Annotated in this window: 21 protein-coding genes and 3 tRNA genes; 16 read left to right on the plus strand and 8 right to left on the minus strand. The window is 61.1% G+C overall.

The window, feature by feature from the left end; translation table 11 throughout:
• Positions 1-2: 2 nt before the first annotated feature.
• The 4 genes from pilB (at position 3) to coaE (ending at position 4,709) form a co-directional block, all read left to right on the plus strand.
• Positions 3-1,718: a type IV-A pilus assembly ATPase PilB gene (gene pilB, locus C7H85_RS08390; protein ID WP_106729243.1), complete on the plus strand. Its 1,716-nt coding sequence runs from the start codon at positions 3-5 to the stop codon at positions 1,716-1,718.
• 185 nt (positions 1,719-1,903) lie between these two features.
• Positions 1,904-3,130 carry a type II secretion system F family protein gene (locus C7H85_RS08395; RefSeq protein ID WP_106729244.1) on the plus strand — a complete coding sequence of 409 codons (1,227 nt, stop codon included), beginning with the start codon at positions 1,904-1,906 and terminating at the stop codon, positions 3,128-3,130.
• Positions 3,131-3,243: 113 nt separating this feature from the next.
• Positions 3,244-4,107: a prepilin peptidase gene (locus C7H85_RS08400; protein ID WP_106729245.1), complete on the plus strand. Its 864-nt coding sequence runs from the start codon at positions 3,244-3,246 to the stop codon at positions 4,105-4,107.
• Positions 4,104-4,709, plus strand: coding sequence for a dephospho-CoA kinase (gene coaE, locus C7H85_RS08405; protein WP_245879601.1), 606 nt, complete (start codon positions 4,104-4,106; stop codon positions 4,707-4,709). Before C7H85_RS08400 ends, coaE begins: the two co-directional genes overlap by 4 nt.
• Positions 4,710-4,867: 158 nt before the next feature.
• Here coaE and trmB read toward each other — a convergent pair whose 3' ends face one another.
• Positions 4,868-5,584: a tRNA (guanosine(46)-N7)-methyltransferase TrmB gene (gene trmB, locus C7H85_RS08410; RefSeq protein ID WP_106729247.1), complete on the minus strand. Its 717-nt coding sequence runs from the start codon at positions 5,582-5,584 to the stop codon at positions 4,868-4,870.
• A 154-nt stretch (positions 5,585-5,738) separates the two neighbouring features.
• Complete coding sequence (locus C7H85_RS08415; RefSeq protein WP_106729248.1) at positions 5,739-6,917, minus strand: aminotransferase-like domain-containing protein; 1,179 nt, start codon at positions 6,915-6,917, stop codon at positions 5,739-5,741.
• A gap of 383 nt (positions 6,918-7,300) precedes the next feature.
• On the opposite strand from C7H85_RS08415, the gene mutY reads away from it, so the two are divergent.
• From mutY to C7H85_RS08440, 5 genes are all read left to right on the plus strand, one after another.
• Positions 7,301-8,359 (plus strand): A/G-specific adenine glycosylase, encoded by a 1,059-nt coding sequence (gene mutY / locus C7H85_RS08420; RefSeq protein ID WP_106729249.1) that lies wholly within the window; start codon positions 7,301-7,303, stop codon positions 8,357-8,359.
• Positions 8,356-8,628, plus strand: coding sequence for an oxidative damage protection protein (locus C7H85_RS08425; protein ID WP_106729250.1), 273 nt, complete (start codon positions 8,356-8,358; stop codon positions 8,626-8,628). Before mutY ends, C7H85_RS08425 begins: the two co-directional genes overlap by 4 nt.
• Before the next feature lie 94 nt (positions 8,629-8,722).
• Positions 8,723-8,798 (plus strand) — tRNA-Phe (locus C7H85_RS08430).
• 29 nt (positions 8,799-8,827) lie between these two features.
• A tRNA-Phe gene (locus tag C7H85_RS08435) sits at positions 8,828-8,903 on the plus strand.
• A gap of 8 nt (positions 8,904-8,911) precedes the next feature.
• Positions 8,912-8,987 (plus strand) — tRNA-Thr (locus C7H85_RS08440).
• 226 nt (positions 8,988-9,213) lie between these two features.
• Here the strand turns inward: C7H85_RS08440 and C7H85_RS08445 are convergent.
• Both C7H85_RS08445 and C7H85_RS08450 read right to left on the minus strand, forming a co-directional pair.
• Entirely contained in the window at positions 9,214-9,753 is a 540-nt protein-coding gene (locus C7H85_RS08445) for a DUF5384 family protein (protein WP_106729410.1), read from the minus strand.
• A 7-nt stretch (positions 9,754-9,760) separates the two neighbouring features.
• Positions 9,761-10,270: a hypothetical protein gene (locus C7H85_RS08450; protein ID WP_106729251.1), complete on the minus strand. Its 510-nt coding sequence runs from the start codon at positions 10,268-10,270 to the stop codon at positions 9,761-9,763.
• A gap of 638 nt (positions 10,271-10,908) precedes the next feature.
• Between C7H85_RS08450 and C7H85_RS20250 the strand changes: the two genes are divergently transcribed.
• The 4 genes from C7H85_RS20250 to C7H85_RS08465 all read left to right on the plus strand — a co-directional run bounded on the left by C7H85_RS20250 (position 10,909) and on the right by C7H85_RS08465 (position 15,364).
• Positions 10,909-11,031 carry a hypothetical protein gene (locus C7H85_RS20250; RefSeq protein ID WP_281257595.1) on the plus strand — a complete coding sequence of 41 codons (123 nt, stop codon included), beginning with the start codon at positions 10,909-10,911 and terminating at the stop codon, positions 11,029-11,031.
• Between the two features lie 4 nt (positions 11,032-11,035).
• Complete coding sequence (locus C7H85_RS08455; RefSeq protein ID WP_245879602.1) at positions 11,036-12,520, plus strand: sensor domain-containing diguanylate cyclase; 1,485 nt, start codon at positions 11,036-11,038, stop codon at positions 12,518-12,520.
• A 167-nt stretch (positions 12,521-12,687) separates the two neighbouring features.
• The gene (locus C7H85_RS08460) at positions 12,688-14,292 is read left to right on the plus strand and encodes a diguanylate cyclase domain-containing protein (protein ID WP_106729252.1); all 1,605 of its coding nucleotides are present in this window, start codon (positions 12,688-12,690) and stop codon (positions 14,290-14,292) included.
• Positions 14,293-14,386: 94 nt separating this feature from the next.
• The gene (locus C7H85_RS08465; protein WP_106729253.1) at positions 14,387-15,364 is read left to right on the plus strand and encodes a hypothetical protein; all 978 of its coding nucleotides are present in this window, start codon (positions 14,387-14,389) and stop codon (positions 15,362-15,364) included.
• 1 nt (position 15,365) lies between these two features.
• On the opposite strand, the gene C7H85_RS08470 is transcribed toward C7H85_RS08465, so the two are convergent.
• Entirely contained in the window at positions 15,366-15,674 is a 309-nt protein-coding gene (locus C7H85_RS08470; protein ID WP_106729254.1) for a putative quinol monooxygenase, read from the minus strand.
• Between the two features lie 322 nt (positions 15,675-15,996).
• Between C7H85_RS08470 and C7H85_RS08475 the strand changes: the two genes are divergently transcribed.
• Together C7H85_RS08475 and C7H85_RS08480 are read left to right on the plus strand one after the other, a co-directional pair.
• Positions 15,997-16,206, plus strand: coding sequence for a cold-shock protein (locus C7H85_RS08475; protein WP_106454005.1), 210 nt, complete (start codon positions 15,997-15,999; stop codon positions 16,204-16,206).
• A 127-nt stretch (positions 16,207-16,333) separates the two neighbouring features.
• Complete coding sequence (locus C7H85_RS08480) at positions 16,334-17,530, plus strand: multidrug effflux MFS transporter (RefSeq protein ID WP_106729255.1); 1,197 nt, start codon at positions 16,334-16,336, stop codon at positions 17,528-17,530.
• Here the strand turns inward: C7H85_RS08480 and C7H85_RS08485 are convergent.
• Positions 17,527-18,699 carry an MFS transporter gene (locus C7H85_RS08485; RefSeq protein WP_245879603.1) on the minus strand — a complete coding sequence of 391 codons (1,173 nt, stop codon included), beginning with the start codon at positions 18,697-18,699 and terminating at the stop codon, positions 17,527-17,529. The two genes, C7H85_RS08480 and C7H85_RS08485, sit on opposite strands and share 4 nt — an antisense overlap.
• 104 nt (positions 18,700-18,803) lie before the next feature.
• On the opposite strand from C7H85_RS08485, the gene hfq reads away from it, so the two are divergent.
• Positions 18,804-19,193 carry an RNA chaperone Hfq gene (gene hfq / locus C7H85_RS08490; RefSeq protein WP_106729257.1) on the plus strand — a complete coding sequence of 130 codons (390 nt, stop codon included), beginning with the start codon at positions 18,804-18,806 and terminating at the stop codon, positions 19,191-19,193.
• 21 nt (positions 19,194-19,214) lie between these two features.
• On the opposite strand, the gene C7H85_RS08495 is transcribed toward hfq, so the two are convergent.
• Both C7H85_RS08495 and dapA read right to left on the minus strand, forming a co-directional pair.
• A complete protein-coding gene (locus C7H85_RS08495) occupies positions 19,215-19,796 on the minus strand; it encodes an HAD family hydrolase (protein ID WP_106729258.1) in 582 nt (193 codons plus the stop codon).
• 42 nt (positions 19,797-19,838) lie between these two features.
• On the minus strand, positions 19,839-20,711 hold the full coding sequence (gene dapA / locus C7H85_RS08500; protein ID WP_106729259.1) for a 4-hydroxy-tetrahydrodipicolinate synthase: 873 nt from the start codon (positions 20,709-20,711) through the stop codon (positions 19,839-19,841).
• Positions 20,712-20,865 lie beyond the last annotated feature (154 nt).

The following is a 20,865-nucleotide window of genomic DNA, read 5'->3' on the forward strand; positions in this document are numbered from 1 at the left end:
CTATGACCATGCCTATTAATATTATCAGAAGCGGTCTGGCCAGAAGCCTGGCCGCTTCTTCACTTTTGTTGCCCGACGAGCTGGAGCAGGCGCAGACCCTGGTTCGCCAGGAGGGCAAGCCGCTCAGCACCGTGCTGGTGGAGCAGCGGCTGCTGACCAGCCAGGCGCTGGCCCGTTTCTGCGAGCAGGAATACGGCCTGCCGCTGATCGACCTGAACGATTTCGAGCTGGAGCAGGTACCGCCGCAATACATCAGCATGGACCTGATCGAGCGCCATCATGTGATCCCCATCTACCTGCAGGGCAAGGTACTCTACCTGGCCATGGCCGATCCCACCAATGTGGCGGCGCTGGAGGATTTCAGCTTCCGCTTCAACCTGGTGACCGACGCCCTGCTGGTGGAGGAAGACAAACTGCAGCAGATGCTGACCCGGCTGCAGCAGGGCGGCACCAGCGGCGTGCTCGACCTGGAGCATATCGAAGACAACGACATCGCCGGCCTGGAGCTGGGCGAGGATCCGAGCGAACGGGACGACGACCTGGGCCGGGGCGACGACGACGCCCCCATCGTCCGCTACATCAACAAGATCATGCTCGATGCGGTGCGCAAGGAGGCCTCCGACCTGCACTTCGAACCCTATGAACGCTTTTACCGCATCCGCTTTCGCATCGACGGCATGCTGCACGAAGTCGCCTCGCCGCCGGTCAACCTGGCCACCCGCTTCGCCGCCCGGCTCAAGGTGATGGCCCGGCTCGATATCGCCGAACGCCGGCTGCCGCAAGATGGCCGCATCAAGCTCAAGCTCACCCGCAACAAGTCGGTGGACATGCGGGTCAACACCCTGCCCACCCAGTGGGGCGAGAAGGTGGTGATCCGTATCCTCGACAGCTCCGGCGCCCGGCTGGATATCGACCAGCTCGGCTACGACGAACACCAGAAACAACTCTACCTGCACGCCCTGCGCAAACCCCAGGGCATGATACTGGTCACCGGCCCCACCGGCTCGGGCAAGACGGTGTCGCTGTACACCGGCTTAAGCATCCTCAACACCGTGACCGCCAACATCTCCACCGCCGAAGACCCCATTGAAATCAACCTGCCCGGCATCAACCAGGTGCAGATCAACCCCAAGGCCGGGCTCTCTTTCGCCCATGCCCTGCGCGCCTTCCTGCGCCAGGATCCGGACATCATCATGGTGGGCGAGATCCGCGATCTGGAAACCGCCGAAATCGCGGTCAAGGCGGCGCAAACCGGCCACCTGGTGCTGTCGACCCTGCACACCAACTCCGCCACCGAGACCCTGACCCGGCTCAGCAACATGGGCCTGCCCGCCTATAACATCGCCTCCTCGGTGACCCTGATCATGGCCCAGCGGCTGGCGCGCAAGCTGTGCCCCCACTGCAAGGCCCGGGAACAGGTACCGGAAGAGCAGTTGCTGACCCTGGGCTTCAGCAAGTTCCAGCTGGAACAGGGAATTAGCCTGTACAAGGCGGTGGGCTGCAACCTCTGTACCGACGGCTACAAGGGCCGGGTCGGGGTGTACGAGGTGTTGCCGATGAACGAACGGCTGGCCAACCTGATCATGGAGGGAGCCAACTCGCTGGCGCTGGCCCGGGCGGCGGAAGAAGACGGCCTGATGACCCTGCGCCGCTCGGCCCTGGAAAAGGCCCGGCTGGGGGTGATCAGCCTGGCCGAGGTCAACCGTATCAGCGGCTGAGGCGGGACGAAGAGGAATAGCGGGAAGGAGCGACACCCCCACCCGGCCTCCCCTTGGGTAAGCATCGACGAGGTGCCTGCAACGCCGCCGCCAAGGGGGAGGGTTGGGGGGGTTGGAGCAAATCGAGCCGGGAATGGCGACCCAGCGTAATTGTCTGCGGGCCTTATCGGTAACAAGGATGTGTTATGGCAACGACCAAAAACTACAAGGTCTACCCCTATAAGTGGGAAGGGGTAAACCGGCGCGGGCAGAAGGTGTCCGGCTTTATCCAGGCGATCAACACCCAGGCGGTCAAGCGCGAGCTGCAGCGCCAGGGGGTGAATGCCACCAGCGTGCGCCGCAGGAGCCAGAGCCTGTTCTCGCGCTACAAAGACGCCATCAAGCCGATGGACATCGCCATTATCACCCGCCAGATAGCCACCATGCTCGGTGCCGGCGTCCCCCTGGTGCAAACCCTGCAGATCATCTCCCGCTCCTATGAAAAAAGCAGCATCCGCGAGCTGGTGGGCATAGTGTCCTCCGATGTGGAAGGGGGCACGCCGCTGTCGGACGCGCTGAAAAAGCACCCCCGCCACTTCGACGATCTCTACTGCGATCTGGTGCATTCGGGCGAGCAGACCGGGGCGCTCGAGCATATTTTCGACCAGATAGCCATCTACCGGGAAAAGGCCGAGGCGCTGAAGTCCAAGATCAAGAAGGCGATGTTCTACCCGGCCATGGTGATACTGGTGGCCATCGTGGTCACCTCCATCCTGCTGCTGTTCGTGATCCCCCAGTTCGAGGAGATTTTTGCCGGTTTCGGCGCCACCCTGCCCGCCTTTACCCAGATGGTAATCAACCTGTCGCGCTTTATGCAGGACAACTGGCTGTATATTCTGGCCGTCGTCATCGTGAGCGTGTTCCTTTACGTGCGCGCCTGGCGCCATTCCCAGAAGGTGCGCGATGCCACCGACCGCTTTGTCCTGCGTATTCCGGTGGTGGGTAAAATACTGCACAAGGCCGCCCTGGCCCGCTTCGCCCGCACCCTGGCCACCACCTTTTCCGCCGGTATCCCGCTGGTGGAGGGCCTGGTCTCTTCCGCCGGCGCCTCCGGCAACGTGGTGTACCGCAACGCGGTGATGCAGATGCGCGACGAGGTGATCGCCGGCATGCAGATGAACCTGGCCATGCGCGCCACCCAGCTGTTTCCGGACATGGTGGTGCAGATGGTGATGATCGGCGAGGAATCCGGCGCCATCGACGATATGATGAACAAGGTGGCCACCATCTACGAGCGGGAAGTGGACGACGCGGTCGACGGCCTCACCAGCCTGATCGAGCCGGTGATCATGGTGGTACTGGGCGTGCTGGTCGGCGGCCTGGTGATCGCCATGTATCTTCCCATCTTTAATTTGGGTAGTGTTATCCGCTGAAGCGGGAGGCTGGAAGGGTCGCCCCCACGCCGCCACCGAGGGGGAGAAGCAATCCGGACCAACAGATTAAGTCAAGCCGCGACACCCTATAACAACCCGAACAAGGAACAAACATGGCCGAATCGAGCCCATGGATCACCAATACCACCTCACTGTATTTCATCATCACCCTGCTGGGCCTGCTGGTCGGCAGCTTTCTGAATGTGGTGATCTACCGCCTGCCGCTCATGCTCAAGCGCCAGTGGCAGCAGGAATGCGCCGAATTCGCCGGCCAGCCGGCCGACGAGCATCTCCCTTTCAATCTCTGCACCCCCCGCTCGCGCTGCCCCCATTGCCAGCACCCGCTCTCGGCACTCGACAATATTCCGCTGCTCAGCTGGCTGTGGCTCAGGGGACGCTGCCGTTATTGCAGCAACCCCATCGCCACACGCTATCCGCTGGTAGAGCTGGCCACCGCCGTGCTGGCGGCGCTGGCGTTGTGGCGCTTCGGCGCCAGCCCGCAGCTGCTGGGCGCCCTGCTGTTCAGCTGGATGCTGCTGTGCATGACGCTGATCGATCTGGACCATCTGCTGCTGCCGGACAACCTCACCCTGCCGCTGCTGTGGATGGGGCTGTTGCTGAACCTGAACAGCCTGTTCATTCCGCTGGAAGATGCGGTGCTGGGCGCAGTACTCGGCTATGGCGTGCTGTGGATCCTGTACTGGCTGTTCAAACTGGCCACCGGCAAGGAGGGCATGGGCTACGGTGATTTCAAGCTGCTGGCGGCCATCGGCGCCTGGTTCGGCTGGCAGGCGTTGCTGCCGGTATTGCTACTCGCCTCCCTGACCGGCGCCGCCCTGGGACTGGGGCTGATGGCTCGGCGTCGCCTGGGGGAAGACCGGGTGCTGCCCTTTGGCCCGGCGCTGGCCCTGGGCGGCTGGTTGTATTTATTATGGGGCCCACAACTGATGAGCCTGTACTGGAGCCTGGCACTGTGAATTTTATCGTGGGACTGACCGGCGGCATCGGCAGCGGCAAGAGCACCGTGGCCGATTTGTTTGCCGCACTGGGAACGGAAGTGGTAGACGCGGACCTTATCGCCCGCGAGGTGGTGGCGCCGGGGGAACCGGCCCTGGCGGCCATCGCCGCGCACTTCGGCGAGGAGGTGATGCTGCCGGATGGCGGCCTGAACCGCCGCCTGCTACGTGAACGGGTGTTCGCCGAACCGATGCAGAAAGACTGGCTCAACGCCCTGCTGCATCCCCTGATCCGGGAACGCATGCTCGCCGCCTGTGCCGCCGCCCGTTCGCCCTACTGCCTGCTGGTGGTGCCGCTGCTGGTGGAAAACGGCCTGACCGGACTGACCGACCGGGTGCTGGTGGTAGACGTCTCGCCCGAGCTGCAACTGGCCCGCACCGTCAGGCGCGACCGGGCCAACGAGGCACAAATCCGCGCCATCATGGCCGCCCAGGCCAGCCGGGAACAACGCCTGGCCGCCGCCGACGACGTGCTGGACAACAGCGACAGCGATATGGCAGGAATCAAGGCGGCGGTGGCCGGACTGCACCGGAAATACCTGGCCCAGGCCCAATCCGCCTGAGCCCCCTCCCCAGCCCTCCCCCTGGCGACACCACGGCGCCATGCTGACCAGACCGTGTTAGGAGGGGGGAGCTAACTGCTGCTTCCCCTTGGTCGCGGGGATACTGGCACCCCGGCGCCATGCTGGCGGTATCGTATTCGGGGAGGGAGCGGGCCGGTTCAGGCGGTGCGGCTGAAGATCAGATCCCATACCCCGTGGCCGAGGCGCTGGCCGCGCTGTTCGAACTTGGTCAGCGGCCGGTAATCCGGGCGCGGCATGTAGTCACCGGCGGGGGCGGCGTTGCCGTAGCCGGGGGCGGCCTGCATTACTTCCAGCATGTGATCGGCGTAGTTTTCCCAGTCGGTGGCCATATGGAATTCGCCGCCGATCTTGAGCTTGCTGCGCACCATTTCCACGAACGCCGGCTGCACGATGCGCCGCTTGTGGTGGCGCTTTTTGTGCCAGGGATCGGGGAAGAACAGCTGTACCCGGTCCAGGCTCTGCTCGGGCAGCATCTGCTCGAACACTTCCACCGCGTCGTGGCACATCACCCGCAGGTTGGTCAGCCCCACCTCGCCAGCGGCCATCAGGCAGGCGCCTACCCCGGGGGTGTGCACCTCGATGCCGATAAAATCCTGCTCCGGCGCGGCTCTGGCCATCTCCACCAGGGAGGCGCCCATGCCGAAGCCGATTTCCAGCACCCGCGGCGCGCTGCGGCCGAAGACCGCGTCCAGATCGAGCAGTTGGCCGTGGTATTCGATGCCCATCACCGGCCATTGCTCGGCCAGGGCCTTTTCCTGGCCCTTGGTCAGGCGTCCTTCCCGACGCACGAAGCTGCGGATTTTGCGTTTGCGCAGTTCTTCCTCGGTTTGGGCGGACGGGTGTTGATCTGTCATTTGTTTTCTCCGGCAGGCTTGGGAAGGCGAATTATCCAAAGTTAGCCCAAAGGTGCAAGGGCGGAACCGCTGTCTTGAGCGATAAGTGACAAGCCAAAAACAAAGCCGCCGGTTTAACCGGCGGCCGATACGGGAAAGAATTAACGCTGGCGGCTTACAGCACCCGCTGGATCACCCGGCCCAGGCGGCCGATGCCCTCCTCGATGGTGGCGGCGTCGGCGCCCGAATAGCTGAAGCGGGCGGTGTTGAGGATGTCCGGGCGTACATAGAAAGGCCGGCCCGGCACGAAGGCCACGTTCTCCTTGATAGCCTGGTTGAACAGCTCCATGGCGCTGATGTGCCGGGGCAGCTTCAGCCACAGGAACATGCCGCCCTCGGGGCGGGTGAAGTCCAGCCCTGGGCAATGACGCAGCAGCGCCTGCTCCATGACTTTTTTCTGCTGGCCGTACACACTGCGGATGCGGTCGATATGGGCATCCAGGCTGTTGTCCTGCAGGTAGCTGTACAGCACCTGCTGCACAAAGCCGTTGGTATGCAGGTCGGAAGCCTGCTTGGCGATGGTGATCTTCTGGCGCAGCCAGTCCGGCACCAGCATCCAGCCCAGGCGGAAGGAGGGCACCACCACCTTGGAGAAGGAGCCCAGCAGCACTACGTTTTCCGGTGCCAGCTTGGCGATGGGCGGCAGGTGCTCCCCTTCGAAGCGCAGCTCGCCGTAGGGGTTGTCTTCCACCATCAGTACATTGTGCCTGATCAGCCGCTCGGCCACCGCCTGGCGCTTTTCCAGGCTGTAGCTCAGGCCCGACGGGTTCTGGAAGTTGGTCACGCCGTACATCAGCCGGGCATGGTTGGGCTCGGCCAGCAGGGCGTCCAGCTCGGCCAGATCCGGGCCGTCTTCGTTCAGCGAGACACCGCGGAAATTGGGCTGGTAGACCGACAAGGCCTGAATGGCACCCAGATAGCCCGGCTCCTCGATGATCAGATCCGAGCCTTCGTCTACCAGCACCTTGCCGATCAGATCCAGCGCCTGCTGGGAACCATTAGTGATCAGTATGTTGTCGGGAGACACCCGCATGCCGTGCTGGGTGTGATAGCGCTCGGCGATGTATTCACGCAGCGGGCCGAATCCTTCGGTGGCGGCATATTGCAGCGCGCCGTTGCCCTTGTTCTGCAGCACCTTGGCCGTGGCCGCTGCCAGCTCTTCGTTCGGGAAGAAGGCCGGGTTGGGCAGGCCGCCGGCGAAGGAGATCACCTCCGGGTTGACGGCGACCTTGAGGATTTCACGGATGAAGGAGGGCTCTACCTTGGCAAAGCGCTGGGCAAAAAAGGGCTGCATAGGGGTCTCTCTGATTACGGGCATGGCGGGCACCAACAAAACCCTTCTTTTGTATCAGAAAACATTCGAATAACAAACAATGAACAGCAAAAGATTGTTGGTGACGACTATCAGCGCCATGGCTGCCGGAGCGGCTCGGAGTGCAGCTCTCCCTTGGCGGCGGGGTTGCCCGCACGGCGCCCCCCTCCCCAGCCCTCCCCCTGGCGGCGGACTTACAAGCCTTCCGGCGAGGATAAGCCAGCCGTAGGGTCGACTTCAGTCGACCAAAAACCACTGCGGGGAAAAGCCGGGGGAGTCTGGGTCGGGATGGTGAAGCAAGCCGGATTTGCACTGTTCCCAAGGCTGTGTTGTGATCGCCCCATTCCCTTTCAGCCCCGAATACCGTGAACACAACCTCTTTTGCCGAACGCGTGCTGAGCTGGTATCAGCAATATGGCCGCAAGACCCTGCCCTGGCAGCAGGACAAGACCCCTTACCGGGTATGGGTATCGGAAATCATGCTGCAACAAACGCAGGTTGCCACCGTGATCCCCTACTACGAGCGCTTTATGGCCCGCTTCCCCGACGTGGTCACCCTGGCCGATGCCGCTCAGGACGAAGTGCTGCATCACTGGACCGGCCTGGGCTATTACGCCCGGGCCCGCAACCTGCACCAGGCGGCGCAGGTGATCCGCGACCATTACCAGGGCCGCTTTCCCGAACGCTTCGAGGAGGTGCTGGGCCTGCCGGGCATCGGCCGCTCCACCGCCGGCGCCGTGCTGTCGTTGTCGCTCGGGCAGCACCACGGCATTCTGGACGGCAACGTCAAGCGGGTGCTGACCCGCTGGCTGGCCCTGGAGGGCTGGCCCGGCCGGAAGGAAGTAGAAAACGCCCTCTGGCAGCAGGTGGCGCGGCTGACGCCCGGGGAAGGAGTGAGCCAGTACAACCAGGCGATGATGGACATCGGCGCCACCATCTGCACCCGCAGCAAACCCAAATGCGAACGCTGTCCGGTCAAGGACGACTGCCGGGCCCTGGCCCTCGGCACCCCCGCCGCCTTTCCCCATGCCAAGCCGAAAAAAACCGCGCAGCCGGAAAAACAGTCCAGTTTCCTGCTGCTCAGGCACGGTGAGCAGCTGCTGCTGGTGCAGCGGCCACCCCAGGGGTTGTGGGGCGGCCTGTACTGCTTCCCGGAATTTGCCGATGAGCAGCAACTCAGAACCTGGCTCAAACGTTACCCGGATGCGAGCGAGCCCCGTCCCCTGCCCGGTTTTCGCCACACCTTCAGCCACTTCCACCTGGATATCGAGCCCTGGCTGGCGGAATTGCCACGGTTGCCCGCCGAGGTCATGGCGGGAGAGGAACGTCTTTGGTATAACTTGCAGCAACCGGCATCGGTAGGCCTGGCGGCAGCAACCAAGAAACTGCTGGCCTACCCGCAACTGCAAGAGAGGATACAATGAGCCGCACTATTTTTTGCCAGCGCTTAAAAAAAGAGGCCGAAGGCCTGGATTTTCAACTTTACCCGGGTGAGCTCGGCAAACGCATCTACGACAATATATCCAAGGAAGCCTGGGCCGACTGGCAGAAAAAGCAGACCATGCTGATCAACGAGAGAAAGCTCAACATGATGAATGCCGAGCACCGTCAGTTGCTCGAGCAGGAGATGGTCGCCTACCTGTTCGAAGGCGCCGACGTTCAGGTTGAGGGCTACACCCCCCCCGCCGAGTAAACCACCGCTTTGCTCAAGGCTTGAGCGAACGCGCTCGGGCCTTCCAAAAAGCGATTGACTTGCCTTGGTCGATCTTATTTAATGACGCCCCGTTGCCCAGATAGCTCAGTCGGTAGAGCAGGGGATTGAAAATCCCCGTGTCGGTGGTTCGATTCCGCCTCTGGGCACCATTTTCGGTGCTCTTGTAAAAAAGCCCAACGCCCAGATAGCTCAGTCGGTAGAGCAGGGGATTGAAAATCCCCGTGTCGGTGGTTCGATTCCGCCTCTGGGCACCATATCCTTAGCCGGCATAGCTCAGTTGGTAGAGCAACTGACTTGTAATCAGTAGGTCGAGGGTTCGACTCCTTCTGCCGGCACCATCCAGACCAGCCTCCGCGCTGGTTTTTTTATGCCCGCGGTCCTGGTACTTTCCCGGAACACGACGCCTCTCCAGATGTTCCGTACCGTACCCACAGCACCGGCACCTGCTATTTGGCACGAAATGGTTTCATACACAGCCACAGTCCCATATAAAGCGCTCTATATTGACATCATCTGGTAGCTCCAACCCAATATAGAGCGCCACACTGCATCTAAAGAGCAGGATTAATCACCAAAAAGCCGCTTGGATCGGTTAACTTCAGCTTCACCATGGCCTTCCAGGAAAGCCTTGGTTCCAGAACTCAAATCTCTCGCCGAGTCGGCTTCTGACTGAATGACATCGGTTTTCGCAGCTTGCTCACGGAGTTCAGCATCAATAAATTCATCCGCTCGGGTAACCCTGGCTTTCTTCGCCTGAAGTATCAGCTTTCTCTCTTCCAGCTCAAGAGCTCTTAATTCATCCTCGAAACTCTCATCTCTCTTTTGTAGGCGTCTGGCTTCCTCTTCCTTTTCTTTACTTAAAGCTAACTGTTGCTCCCTGGCTTTTTGTTCGGCCGCTGCTCTTTGCCGCCTCAGCGCATCTTCCCTGGCTTCTTTACGGGCCTTCTCGGCTGCCAGTTGTCGCCTTTGCTCTGCTTCAGCTGCCGCCGCATCCCTTTTCTGCTGTTGCTCGATCTGATGCAGCTTATCGAACTGAGCCTCAGCGAGATACGGTGTACTTAACAACGCTATAGCCAGCAACGGAGTCTGTAAGGTGTGTTTCATGACCACCTCACTTCACTTGTTCTGACTCTGGGCATGCCGCGTTTGGCTGAATACGTGTTTCATCAGCCATGGTCTTGACCATCAGGGAAATCTTACCTATTTCGAACTCACAAACCCGCCCCACTTGCGCAGAAGTGAATATCTTGCCTTCATCGGCGTAGCCAATAAGAACACCGTCAACCAGACTGGTATCACTGACCAAAGATCCCGCCAACGCTCCGCCTATACCGCCAACAGCTCCGCCGGCAACCGCTCTTTGACTATTGTATGACGACCCAATACCAGCGCCTGCAGCAGCGCCCAGAAGCCCCCCGATAACACTGGCCGCTTTTTTATTCTGTTCATTACTCACCTTAATCTTGGTGGGAGTGACGGTAACGATCTCGATTGTTTTGGCTTCTTGCTGAGTATTGACTTGACTGGCATCAAAGACATTGGCCTGGTATTCCTCACCGGTGGACTGACAACCAGCAACAGCGATGCCCATGGACAAGATAACGAGAGATTTTTTAAACATTTAATCAACATCCTTTTTTTGTTTATATTTTGTTCACAGTCATTCGGAATAATCGCCCAATACGATTAAACGTAGAGATTCATTTGAACGCCGTGAAAATCAGTTGTATTACATTATTGCCTTGATGACAATCGCAAAAAGGTAGAATTGAAATGCAAAATAGAAATCACGGGCCCGGCATTCATTAGGCGATTATTTTTTACACTACGAATGTCTAACCCCCCGATCTGGTTTGCCAGATCAAACGCTTTCGGAGCACAGAGCAACGGTCAAGCACCCGGTGTGTGGGTGAAGCTGGCCAAGGATGGTGAAAGCCGTATCGTTAACCGGTCATGGGGGAACAAAATCTGCCTATGCGGAGGCCTGCCGTCGGCCTGGTGAGCTCACCGTGTGGCAGAGCCCAAGCCGTGCCAACAACAGCCGTTTGACGGCGATCTCCTCGCGACCGGAAAGCTCGTCGCCCTTCTGACACCGCGGTTTGTACCTCGATCACGCCGTTCGAATCCTTACATCCAAGGGCCAAACACTGGCTCCACTTGGGCCACATTGCAAAAAACTGCCAAACTGTTAACGGATGTCGGGCAAAATAAGCGGTATTGTCCTCTGCGTATCGACCCCGGACTGACGGATATTCTGCAATGAAATCACTGGCGTTCCTGTTTCGTCTTGACCTGAGACGGCTGATTTTACTCCTGGCCATTTTCAGTGCCCTGCTGACACAGGCCAATATCTTTATACGCCAGCTACCGGATACAGCATGAATTGTTGATCCACAACACCCTGGAGTCCAACCGGGTGTATGCCGCCAAGCTGGCGGACAGCGCCGGGCAGTTTTTCGATTCGGCCAAGCAACAGTTGTCCTACAGCGCCGGCCTGATGGCAGGCCATGTGGATGATGCGGCCACCTTGCAGGCCGAGGCCGAAAGGTTGTACCGGCAGACCGACAGCTTCAACTCCGCGGTCATCGTCAACCGTTATGGGCAGGTGCTGGCCGCCTCCCCGGATTCGCTGCGGCTGAAAGGCGCCCGCCTCGACAGCCCGGGCGCCAGACAAGCCCTGCAGGAACGGTGCCCGCTGATCACCCTGCCCTATCTTTCGGCCAGCAACAATCTGGTGGTCTCCCTGTCCTACCCGATATTTTCGGCCGATAACCGCTACCTCGGCTATGTCGGCGGCGCTCTCTACCTGAGGGAAAAGAATATCCTCAACGCACTGCTGGGCGAGCACTACTATAACGACGGCTCCTACCTTTATGTGGTCGACAGCGACCGGCACCTGATCTGCCACCTGACTCCCGAGCGGGTGGGCGAAGTGGTCAATGACAACCCGGTCATCGAGGCTGTTATCCAGGGCAAGGCGGGGGTGCAACGGCTGGTGAACAGCCAGGGGGTCGATATGCTGGCCGGTTATGCGCCGGTGCCGGCCGCGGGGTGGGGCGTGGTGGCCCAGCGCCCTACCGCCGCCACCCTGGCCGAGCTGGATGACAAGATGCTCGCCATTTTCATCCGGGCCCTGCTCTTTACCCTGGTGACCCTGCCGCTTATCTGGTTTTTCGCGGCACTGATCTCCAAACCGCTCTGGCAACTGGCCAGCAACGCCCACCGCATGGATTCAGATGAAGTGCACCACCACATCACCGGAATCCATTCCTGGTATTACGAGGCCGCCAAACTGAAGCGGGCCCTGCTCAGGGGCATAGGGTTGCTGCACGAGAAGATAAGCCAGCTCAACATCGACAGCCTGACCGATTCCATGACCGGCCTGCTCAATCACAGGGGAATGCAGGTCTCGCTGGAAAAATATCGGGAGAAGCAGCAGCCTTTCTCGATCATTGCACTGGATATCGATCACTTCAAGGCCATCAACGACAACCACGGCCACGATGTCGGCGACCGGGTGATCAAGAGCCTGGCCCGGTTGATGCGTGACAATTCGCGGGAAACCGATCTGCTGTGCCGCAGCGGCGGCGAGGAATTCATGATACTGCTGCCAGACGGCAGCCTGGACATCGCCGTGCAGATAGCGGAGCGCCTACGGGCCTGCACCGAAAGTCAGGCCATACCCGACGTCGGCCGGATCACCATTTCTCTTGGCATCACCCATTGTCCGCCGGACATCGAGAACCTGAAGCTGGCGCTCAAGATCGCCGATATGGCCCTTTATGAAGCCAAGAAGCAGGGGCGAAACCGGGTGGTAAGAAGCCCGGACGGCCTCCGTTTTGTTACCGCCGGCCAAAAAAAATCCACTTGACACCAAACATTGATTTAGCCGTTTTTCACCCCGAAACTATCTATCTGATGTGAAAGAGAATTCATTTTTTCACATCAGATAAGCCTTCCGGCGCGCTTGCGAGCCGGCAAAAATATTGGTAGTGATAACGTCTTGCAAAACGCGACTATGCGGGCGAGTCACCGATCTTGAACAGTCCCCTCGGTTATGGCCGCTACCACCGGCTGATCCTGGTATCGATTGCCGTACTGGGAATTTGTCTGTCCATCGCCGCCTATTATCAGGGAGTGGCATTCAACGGCCAGCTCCGCCAGAAGGAGTTCGAACGGCTGGCCCAGATTCAGGCGCTGAGGGCCCAACAGCTAATCGATAATTCCAAGGAGTTGCTCGATGCATTCAGGGGAATGTTCATCGCCTCGGAGCTACTGACCCGGGAAGAATACCGCCGCTTCGTCCTGTCCGTGCTGGAAAATCACCCGGAGATCATCACGGTGCACTGGGCGCCCAGGATCGTGGCACCCGACCGTGCCGAGCAGGAGGGCCAGTTGGCTGCCCAGGGGCTGGCTCCCATCGGGATCTTCGACATCACACCCGGCGCCGATCACATGTTCCCCTCCCCCGATCGCCCCGAGTATTTTCCCATCCTCTTTGCCGAACCCCGGGAAATCAATCAGGTGCTGATTGGCCTGGATGCCCTGCAGCGCCCTGATACCCGGGAGGCGGTGCAGCGGGCTGCCAGCCAGGGACAGCAGGCCAGCAGTCCCCCGTTCCGGATCATCCAGGATCCGGAAGGTCCCCTCGCCATGGCCATCTATCAGCCGATCTATACCACGCAACCGGCGCCGCCGACCACACCGGCACAATACCGGCAGGCCCTGCAGGGGCTGGTGATCCTGATGCTCAGGCCGGAGCTGCTGCTGCAGGCGCTGATCGATGATGACCAGCTCAACAGCCAGTTGCGCCTGCTGGATATTTCCGGCGAACAAGCGGTGCCGATTTATCCCAGGCAGGAGCCGCCCCCAGCCACCTCCAATGACAGGGTCAGCTTCCTGCTGGAACTGCCGGGGCGCCAGTGGCAACTGGAGCTGTGGCCGTCCACCCATTTCCTCTCCGCCCATGCCAGCCGGCAACCGCTGTGGCTGCTGCTTTCCCTGCTGCTGCTCACCGCCCTGCTGGTCGCCTTCGTGGCTCGCTCCTTGCGGGACGCCCGTGCCCTGGCCAGTGCCAACCGGCAACTGCTGCATCGCCAGAAGGAACTGGATGAACTGGCCTACTATGACCAGTTCACCGGCCTGCCCAATCGTATGTTGCTGACCGACCGGGTCAGCCAGGCCTTTGTCAACGACCGCCGCCAGGGCAGCTTTACCGCCATCTGCCTGCTCGATCTGGACGGCTTCAAGGAAGTGAACGACAGCCTTGGGCATCAGGCGGGAGATCAGGTCCTGGCCTGCCTGGCCCGGCGGATGCAGCGCAGCCTGAGGGCCACCGATACCCTGGCACGGCTGGGAGGCGACGAGTTCGTCATCGTGTTGCAGGGACTGCGCAGCCGCGACATGACGGAGCATACCCTGCAGCGGCTGAGCGACGAGATAAGGCAGCCAATCAGCCTGGTATCAAAAAGCCGGGTAACGGTCTCCGCCAGCCTGGGGGCGGTGCTGCCCTGTAACGGTGAGCGCCTCCTCGAAGACTGGCTATCCCTGGCGGACAACGCCATGTACAGGGCCAAGAATGCGGGCAAGGGCCGCTATATGATCCTGGAAGCGGCCTCCGGCCAAGCGGATTGCCGGACGTGACCACGGCATCATTCGTCGCAATTATTCCCGCCGAGGATGGCGTTACCGTACCGAAAAACATAGTCTTAACCTCAAAAGGCAAAGGAACCATGCCATGAGAACGAGCTACCTCGCGGCCACGCTGGCCATCTTTGCGGGCCTGGCGCAAGCCCAGCACGATGATGACACGGATCTACCCCGCTGGGCGGTGGATAAAATGACCCCGATGCACGATGCCGTGTCCCACTGGGTGAGCAATACTTCCCGCAACATCGATGGCTTTTTCGGCACCGACGACAGCCTGCATGTGGAAAACGGCTCCTACCTGCGCCTGAGCCAGGAGCTGGAATGGAACGATACCGAGAACTTCTCCGCCGAGAGCGCGGTACGCTTCCGGCTCGACCTGCCCACTACCAAGGAACGGCTGCGGCTGATCATCGAAAGCGATCCCGAAGAGTCCCAGGGCACCCTGGCCGAACAGGGTTCGAACCGGTTGCGTACCGATCAGCGCGGTACCGGCAGTACGGTGATCGGCCTCAGCCGCCTGGGGAGAGGAGACAAAACCAGGGAATGGGATGTCGGCGTCGGGGCCGGGGTCAAATTCCGCCTGCCCCTGGATCCCTATGCCAGGATCACCGGTGAACGCCTGTGGCAACTGGACGAGAGCCCCTGGCAGCTGGCGTCCTACAACCGGGCTTCCTGGTTCAACGAAGACGGCTACTCGGTGCGCAGCAAATGGGATCTGGGCCGGCCGCTGGATGAACACCGCCACCTGCGCTTTGTCACCAATGTGCAATGGCAGGAAACGGTGGACACCCTCGAATATTCCGAGGCCGTGGAGCTCAACCAGATCCTCGGCCGCCGCAGCGTCATCCGCTATGCCGTCGTGGCCGTGGGGCAGAGCGCGTCAGACCCGCGGCTGCACGACTATTACCTGCTCAGCCACTACCGGCGCAACCTGCACCGGGAACTGCTTTTCCTCGATGTCATCCCCGAGCTGCACTTTCCCCGGGAACAGGACTACGAGCCCCAGTGGGGCCTGACCCTGCGTCTGGAAGTCCTGTTCCGGGGCGATCTCGTCGTGCGCCGCTGAATCACAGCGGACGATACAGTCTCACATCCGCCTCGGCCACCAGGGCCGGGGACACCTGCTCGAAATACTCCTTGATATAGGGCTGGGCACAGTGTTCATCGAACGCCTCGCGACTGGCCCACCGCTCGACGAACACGCAATCCCAGGGCTCACCGTTGGCGCCCTCGTAGGGCACTTCCTCGGTCAGCTGATACAACAGGCAGCCGGCTTCCCGGTGGGTGTCGGCAATCAGGGACTTCAGCGCCTGCTGCAGTTCGTCGGCCTTGCCGGCTTGAGCCCGGAAACGGGCGACACAATAGAGTTCGGACATGTTCGATGCTTCTCCTCAATTCAGACCACGCTTATCCTAATTCATACGGGGGCCGGAATGATACCGCGAGCAGGCAACAGGAGCCGCTCAACCCCGGGCGGCGGCTCTCTATGTTAAAGTTCGATGAAAGCCGCTCGACGCCCGAAAATACCTGTTGACCCCCATCAGGGAACCGGTTAGAGTGACCCCAGCTCGAAAGATACGGCTATATTTATGTTCTTGCTTACGAAGTTCCTAGTAGTACCTCGTCCTGTATTTCATAAGTTAAACCGGTATTTTTCACAGCTAGTTATTTATGTAAGTTTGTTTACAGGATTTAGGTATGTCTAATATCGTTAAAGGTAAAGTAAAGTTCTTCAATGAGTCCAAAGGATTCGGTTTCATCGAGCAAGAACAAGGTCCTGACGTGTTCGTACACTTCAGCGCCATCCAGACTCAGGGTTTCAAAACTCTGGCTGAAGGCCAAGCCGTACAGTTCACTGTAGCTCAAGGCCAGAAAGGTCCTCAAGCCGAGAACGTAGTTCCTCTGTAAGAGACTACCTCGCCAAGAATTCCTAAGCCGTGCCTCCGGGCGCGGCTTTTTTATTTCCCTTTTCCCGCTCTGCCATTTTTCTGACTTTCTGGTTATAATTCCGCCTTTTCCCGAAAGGACAGACTCAATGGCCAAAAATCCCGTTATCAGCCTGGTGTTGCTGCTGCTCCCCCTGATCCTGTTCGGTCCCATGGGCATCGATATCTACCTGCCGGCCATGCCGCAGATGGCACAGGCGCTGGCGGTCGGTGCCGCCGATATCCAACTCAGCCTGTCGGTATTCATGCTGGCGGTCGGCCTGGGGCAACTGGTATTCGGCCCCCTGGTGGATAACCTGGGCCGTCGTCCGGTGGCCCTCGGCGCCATCACCCTGTTCTTTATCGGGGCACTAGTGGCCGCCATGTCCGATAGCCTGCCGCAGCTGCTGCTGGGCCGCCTGATCCAGGGGCTGGGCGCCTGCGGCACCTCGGTGGTGGCCTTTGCGGTAGTACGCGACAAGCTCAACGCCGCCGACAGTGCCCGGGCCTATTCCTATCTCAACGGCGCCCTCTGCCTGGCCCCGGCGCTGGCCCCGGTACTGGGCGCCTGGCTCACCCTGCGCTTCGGCTGGCAGGCCAATTTTTTCTTTCTCGCCCTGTTTGCCGCCCTGGCCCTGCTGCCGGTGATGAGCCGCCTGCGGGAAACCCGGCCGGGCCATACCCGTCGCCAGGCTATCTTGTCGCCCGATGCCTACCTGGCGGTATGGCGGCACCGGGCCTTCCGGATCTATGTGCTGACCTGCATCGCCGCCATGGGGGCCATCCTGACCTACGTGACCTTTGCGCCGCTGATCCTGATGGATCAGCTCGGGCTGAACGAGGCCCAATTCGCCCTGGCATTCAGCGCCAATGCCCTGGTGGTGATGGCGGCCAGCTTTTCCGCTCCCCGCCTGAGCAAGCGGCTGGGGCGGCACAGGGTGGTCAGAGCCGGTGCCCTGTGCCTGCTGGGCGGCGGCGGCGCCATGATGCTGTGGATGCAGGCGGCGCCGGGGGTATGGGCCTTCATGCTGCCGGTGGCATGGTGTTCGGTGGGGTTTTCGCTGGTATTGGGCGCGGCGGCGGCGTCGGCCATGGCGCCCTTCGCCGACCGGGCCGGCCGGGCCGCCGCCCTGCTCGGTTGCCTGCAGATGGCCGGCGCGGCCGGCGCTTCCTATCTCGCTTCCCGGCTGCCGCTGAGCCCCGGCGAGGCCTGCGCGTCGACCATACTGGTGCTGGCCCTGATGGCCTTGCTGGCCCTGACCCGGCTGCCCCGGGAACAACGAGCCCTGGCCGATGCGGATGCCTAAAAGCGGCCGATGGCGCACCAAGACAGCAGCTTGAGGCCCAGGGCGCCCAGCAGTATGCACAGGCCGAGGCTGAAGGCGGTATCCACGCCATACAGCACCAGCCCGGCCGACAACAGGCTGGCGCAGAGCATCTGCAGGGCGCCGGACAAGGCCGCCGCCGCCCCGGCCAAGTCCCGGTACGGCTCCAGCAGCCGGCTCATGGCATTGGGAAAGGCCATGCCGTTGCCCAGCGCCTGCAGAAAGATGCCGGCGATCATCCAGCCCGGCCGCAGGGGCGCCAGCATCACCCAGACACCGGCGGCCATCTGGATCAGGGGGCTCAGCCGCAGCACCTGCCCGGCACTGACCCGGTGCTGAATGCGGTTGTTGACGATACCGCCCAGCAACAGCCCCAGCGCCGGGATCAGCGCCCAGCGGCCGTACTCCGCCGCACTCATGCCGATCTGCTGCTGCATCACATAAGGCAGTACCGAAATGGCCAGCATCATCAACGAAAACTGGCCCCACAGCATGCCACCATGACCGAGAAAGTGCCGCTGCCCCAGCAGTTGGCGGTAGTTGGCGACGATGGTTGTCAGGCGCATGGGGCGACGCTTACCGTTGTGGGTTTCCTCGAACCCGGCCAGCAGCAGCAGCCACAGGGTCAGCAGATAGAGCAGCATGGCGGCGAAGACGTTGTACCATCCCAGGTGGTGGCCGATCAGACCGCCCAGAGCCGGGGCCATGATCGGCGTAAACGCCGCCGCCATCGCCACATAGGAAAGCGCGTTACGCAGCGCCGGCCCCTCGAAGCTGTCGCGCAGCATGGCGCGAGACACCACGGCGCCGCAGCCGGCGCCGAGCCCCTGTAACAGCCGCCCGATCAGCAACCACTCGAAGGACACCCCGGGCAACAGACAGAGCCCGACGCCCAGCAGGGCCAGGGTCAGCCCCGCCAGCAGCACCGGGCGGCGACCGCGGGCATCGCTCAGCGGGCCGTACAGCAGCTGTACCGGACCGAAGGCAAACAGATAGGCGGAGATCAGCCATTGCACCCGTTCCGGCTCTTCCGCCAGGGCGATGCTGATGGCCGGCAACACGGGAAACAGCAACCCTACGCTGAGCTGTCCCATGCTGACGATAAGACAGGCCAGTATGATAGTACGAGTCTGCCTGGCAGGCGCTGCCACCTCGACTCCTTATGAGTTGTTGGATTAATGTGAGCTTTGCTTTGACAAGCTGGGCATTCATTAAGCACAATCAAGGTTGAAAAATTACAAACAGGACTGCCTACATGACTGCCCAATCATCTAATCCCCAATCGCTGCAACAAGCCTTTTCATTGGGTAACGGACAGGATGCGGCACTGAACTGGTTGCGCAAGAATCAGACTCATTGCGCCATCTTCCTCACCAATGGCATCAAGCTGGAAGGGATGATCAGTGCCTTTGACCAATACAGTATCCTGCTGTCGGACCCGCGCGGTCAGCAGCAGCTGATTTACAAAGCCAAGATATCCACCATTTCGCCGGCCACCCGCCGACCGCCGCGCACCGGGGTGATCATCAACAAGCCCCGTCGCCCGCGCTACGAAAACCACCACGATCACCACGGCCATCAGGATCATCACGGTCATCAGGATAATCACGGCCATCATGACGATGGCCAGGATGAACAGTCCTAGGCCACTCCCTGTCGGCAGAGGTCAGCCCAGCTCGGGCTGACCCTCCACCACCATTACACAGGCCATGCCGGCCGCCGTCGCCGCCTGCCGGCCGATGGGCGTATCCTCGAATACCAGACAGCGCTCGGGGCTGATGCCCAGCCCGTCCGCTGCCCGCAGATAGGTCTCGGGGCCGGGTTTGTGCTGCTCGACGTCATCGGCGGTGATCACCACCGGAAAAAACGCCTTCAGGCCGGTATTGGCCAGCACCCGCTCGGCATTAACCCGGGACGACCCGGTGCCGATGGCCATGGGCCGGCCGCGATGCTGTTCGAGCAGGGCCAGCATGGCGGGAAACGGTCGGGCCTGGGGCAGCAGCGTCTGGTAATGATCGTTTTTGACCTGCACCACCCGCTCGCCATCCAGGGAAATCCCCTGCTCCCGGTTGATGATGTCCACGATCTTGCGGCTGGGCACCCCCCCCAGCGCGTAGAGCCAGTCGGCGTCGTAGACAAAGCCGAACTCCCGCGAGGCCAGCTCCCAGGAAGCCAGGTGCAGGGGCATGGTATCCACCAGGGTACCGTCGAGATCAAAAATCAAACCGTCAAATTGTTCCGGATTCATGCTCTGTTCCAAATAATATGGCCGCTTGCGCGGCCATCGGGGTTAAATCAGTTCCAGTTCTTCCATCACCTGGCGAATCCGCGCCTTGGTGCCGTCCTGCAGCGGCACCACCGGGATGCGGCAGTCTTCGCTGGCCAGCCCCAGCAGCGACAACCCGTATTTGGGGCAGGCGGGGTTGGGCTCGGCGAACATCGCCTGGTGCAACGGCAGCAGCCTGTCCTGCAGTGCGCGGGCTTCTTCCCATTTGCCGGCCAGGGTCAGTTCCTGCAGCTGGGCACACAGGCGGGGCGCTACGTTGGCGGTGACCGAAATGCAGCCCTGACCGCCGGCCACGTTGTAGGACACCGCGGTGCCGTCCTCTCCGGACAGCCAGGCGAAGGACTTCTTGATCAGCTGACGCTCGGCCCAGGGCCGGGCCAGGTCGCCGGTGGCATCCTTCACCCCGGCGATACGCGGCAGCGCCGCGATGCGCGCCATGGTGGCCGGGGAAATATCCACCACGGCCCGGGGCGGGATATTATAGACGATGATGGGCAGCTCGGTCGCATCGTGCAGCATCTTGAAGTGCGCGTACAGGCCGTCCTGATTGGGCCTGTTGTAATAGCCGGCCACATGCAGGGTGGCGTCGGCGCCCACCTGCTGGGCGTAGTTGCTGTATTCGATGGCTTCCACCGGGTTGTTGGAGCCGGCCCCGGCGATCACCGGCACTCTGCCCGCCGCCTGCTCGACCACGATTTCAATCACGCGGCAGTGCTCATCATGGCTCAGAGTCGGACTTTCCCCGGTGGTGCCCACCGGCACAATGCCGTGAGTACCCTCCTCGATGTGCCACTCAACCATGCGGCGCAGGGCCGCCTCGTCGAGACGATCACCGTCAAAGGGGGTAAGCAGGGCAACTAAAGAACCGCGAAACATGGAAACTCCTTCTCCTGGCTAGAGGATTAAAGATTTTGGATTAAAAAACCCCGGCTGCTGCTGCGTAACCGGGGTTTGAGAACTTCTCGTCTTGATGAGGATCAGGCGTCGGTCACGCAATAGGGGCAGCCGCTTTTCGTTTAAGCGGGTTGGC

Origin of the sequence: Zobellella endophytica, assembly GCF_003012775.1 — a bacterium.
Taxonomy (GTDB): domain Bacteria; phylum Pseudomonadota; class Gammaproteobacteria; order Enterobacterales; family Aeromonadaceae; genus Oceanimonas; species Oceanimonas endophytica.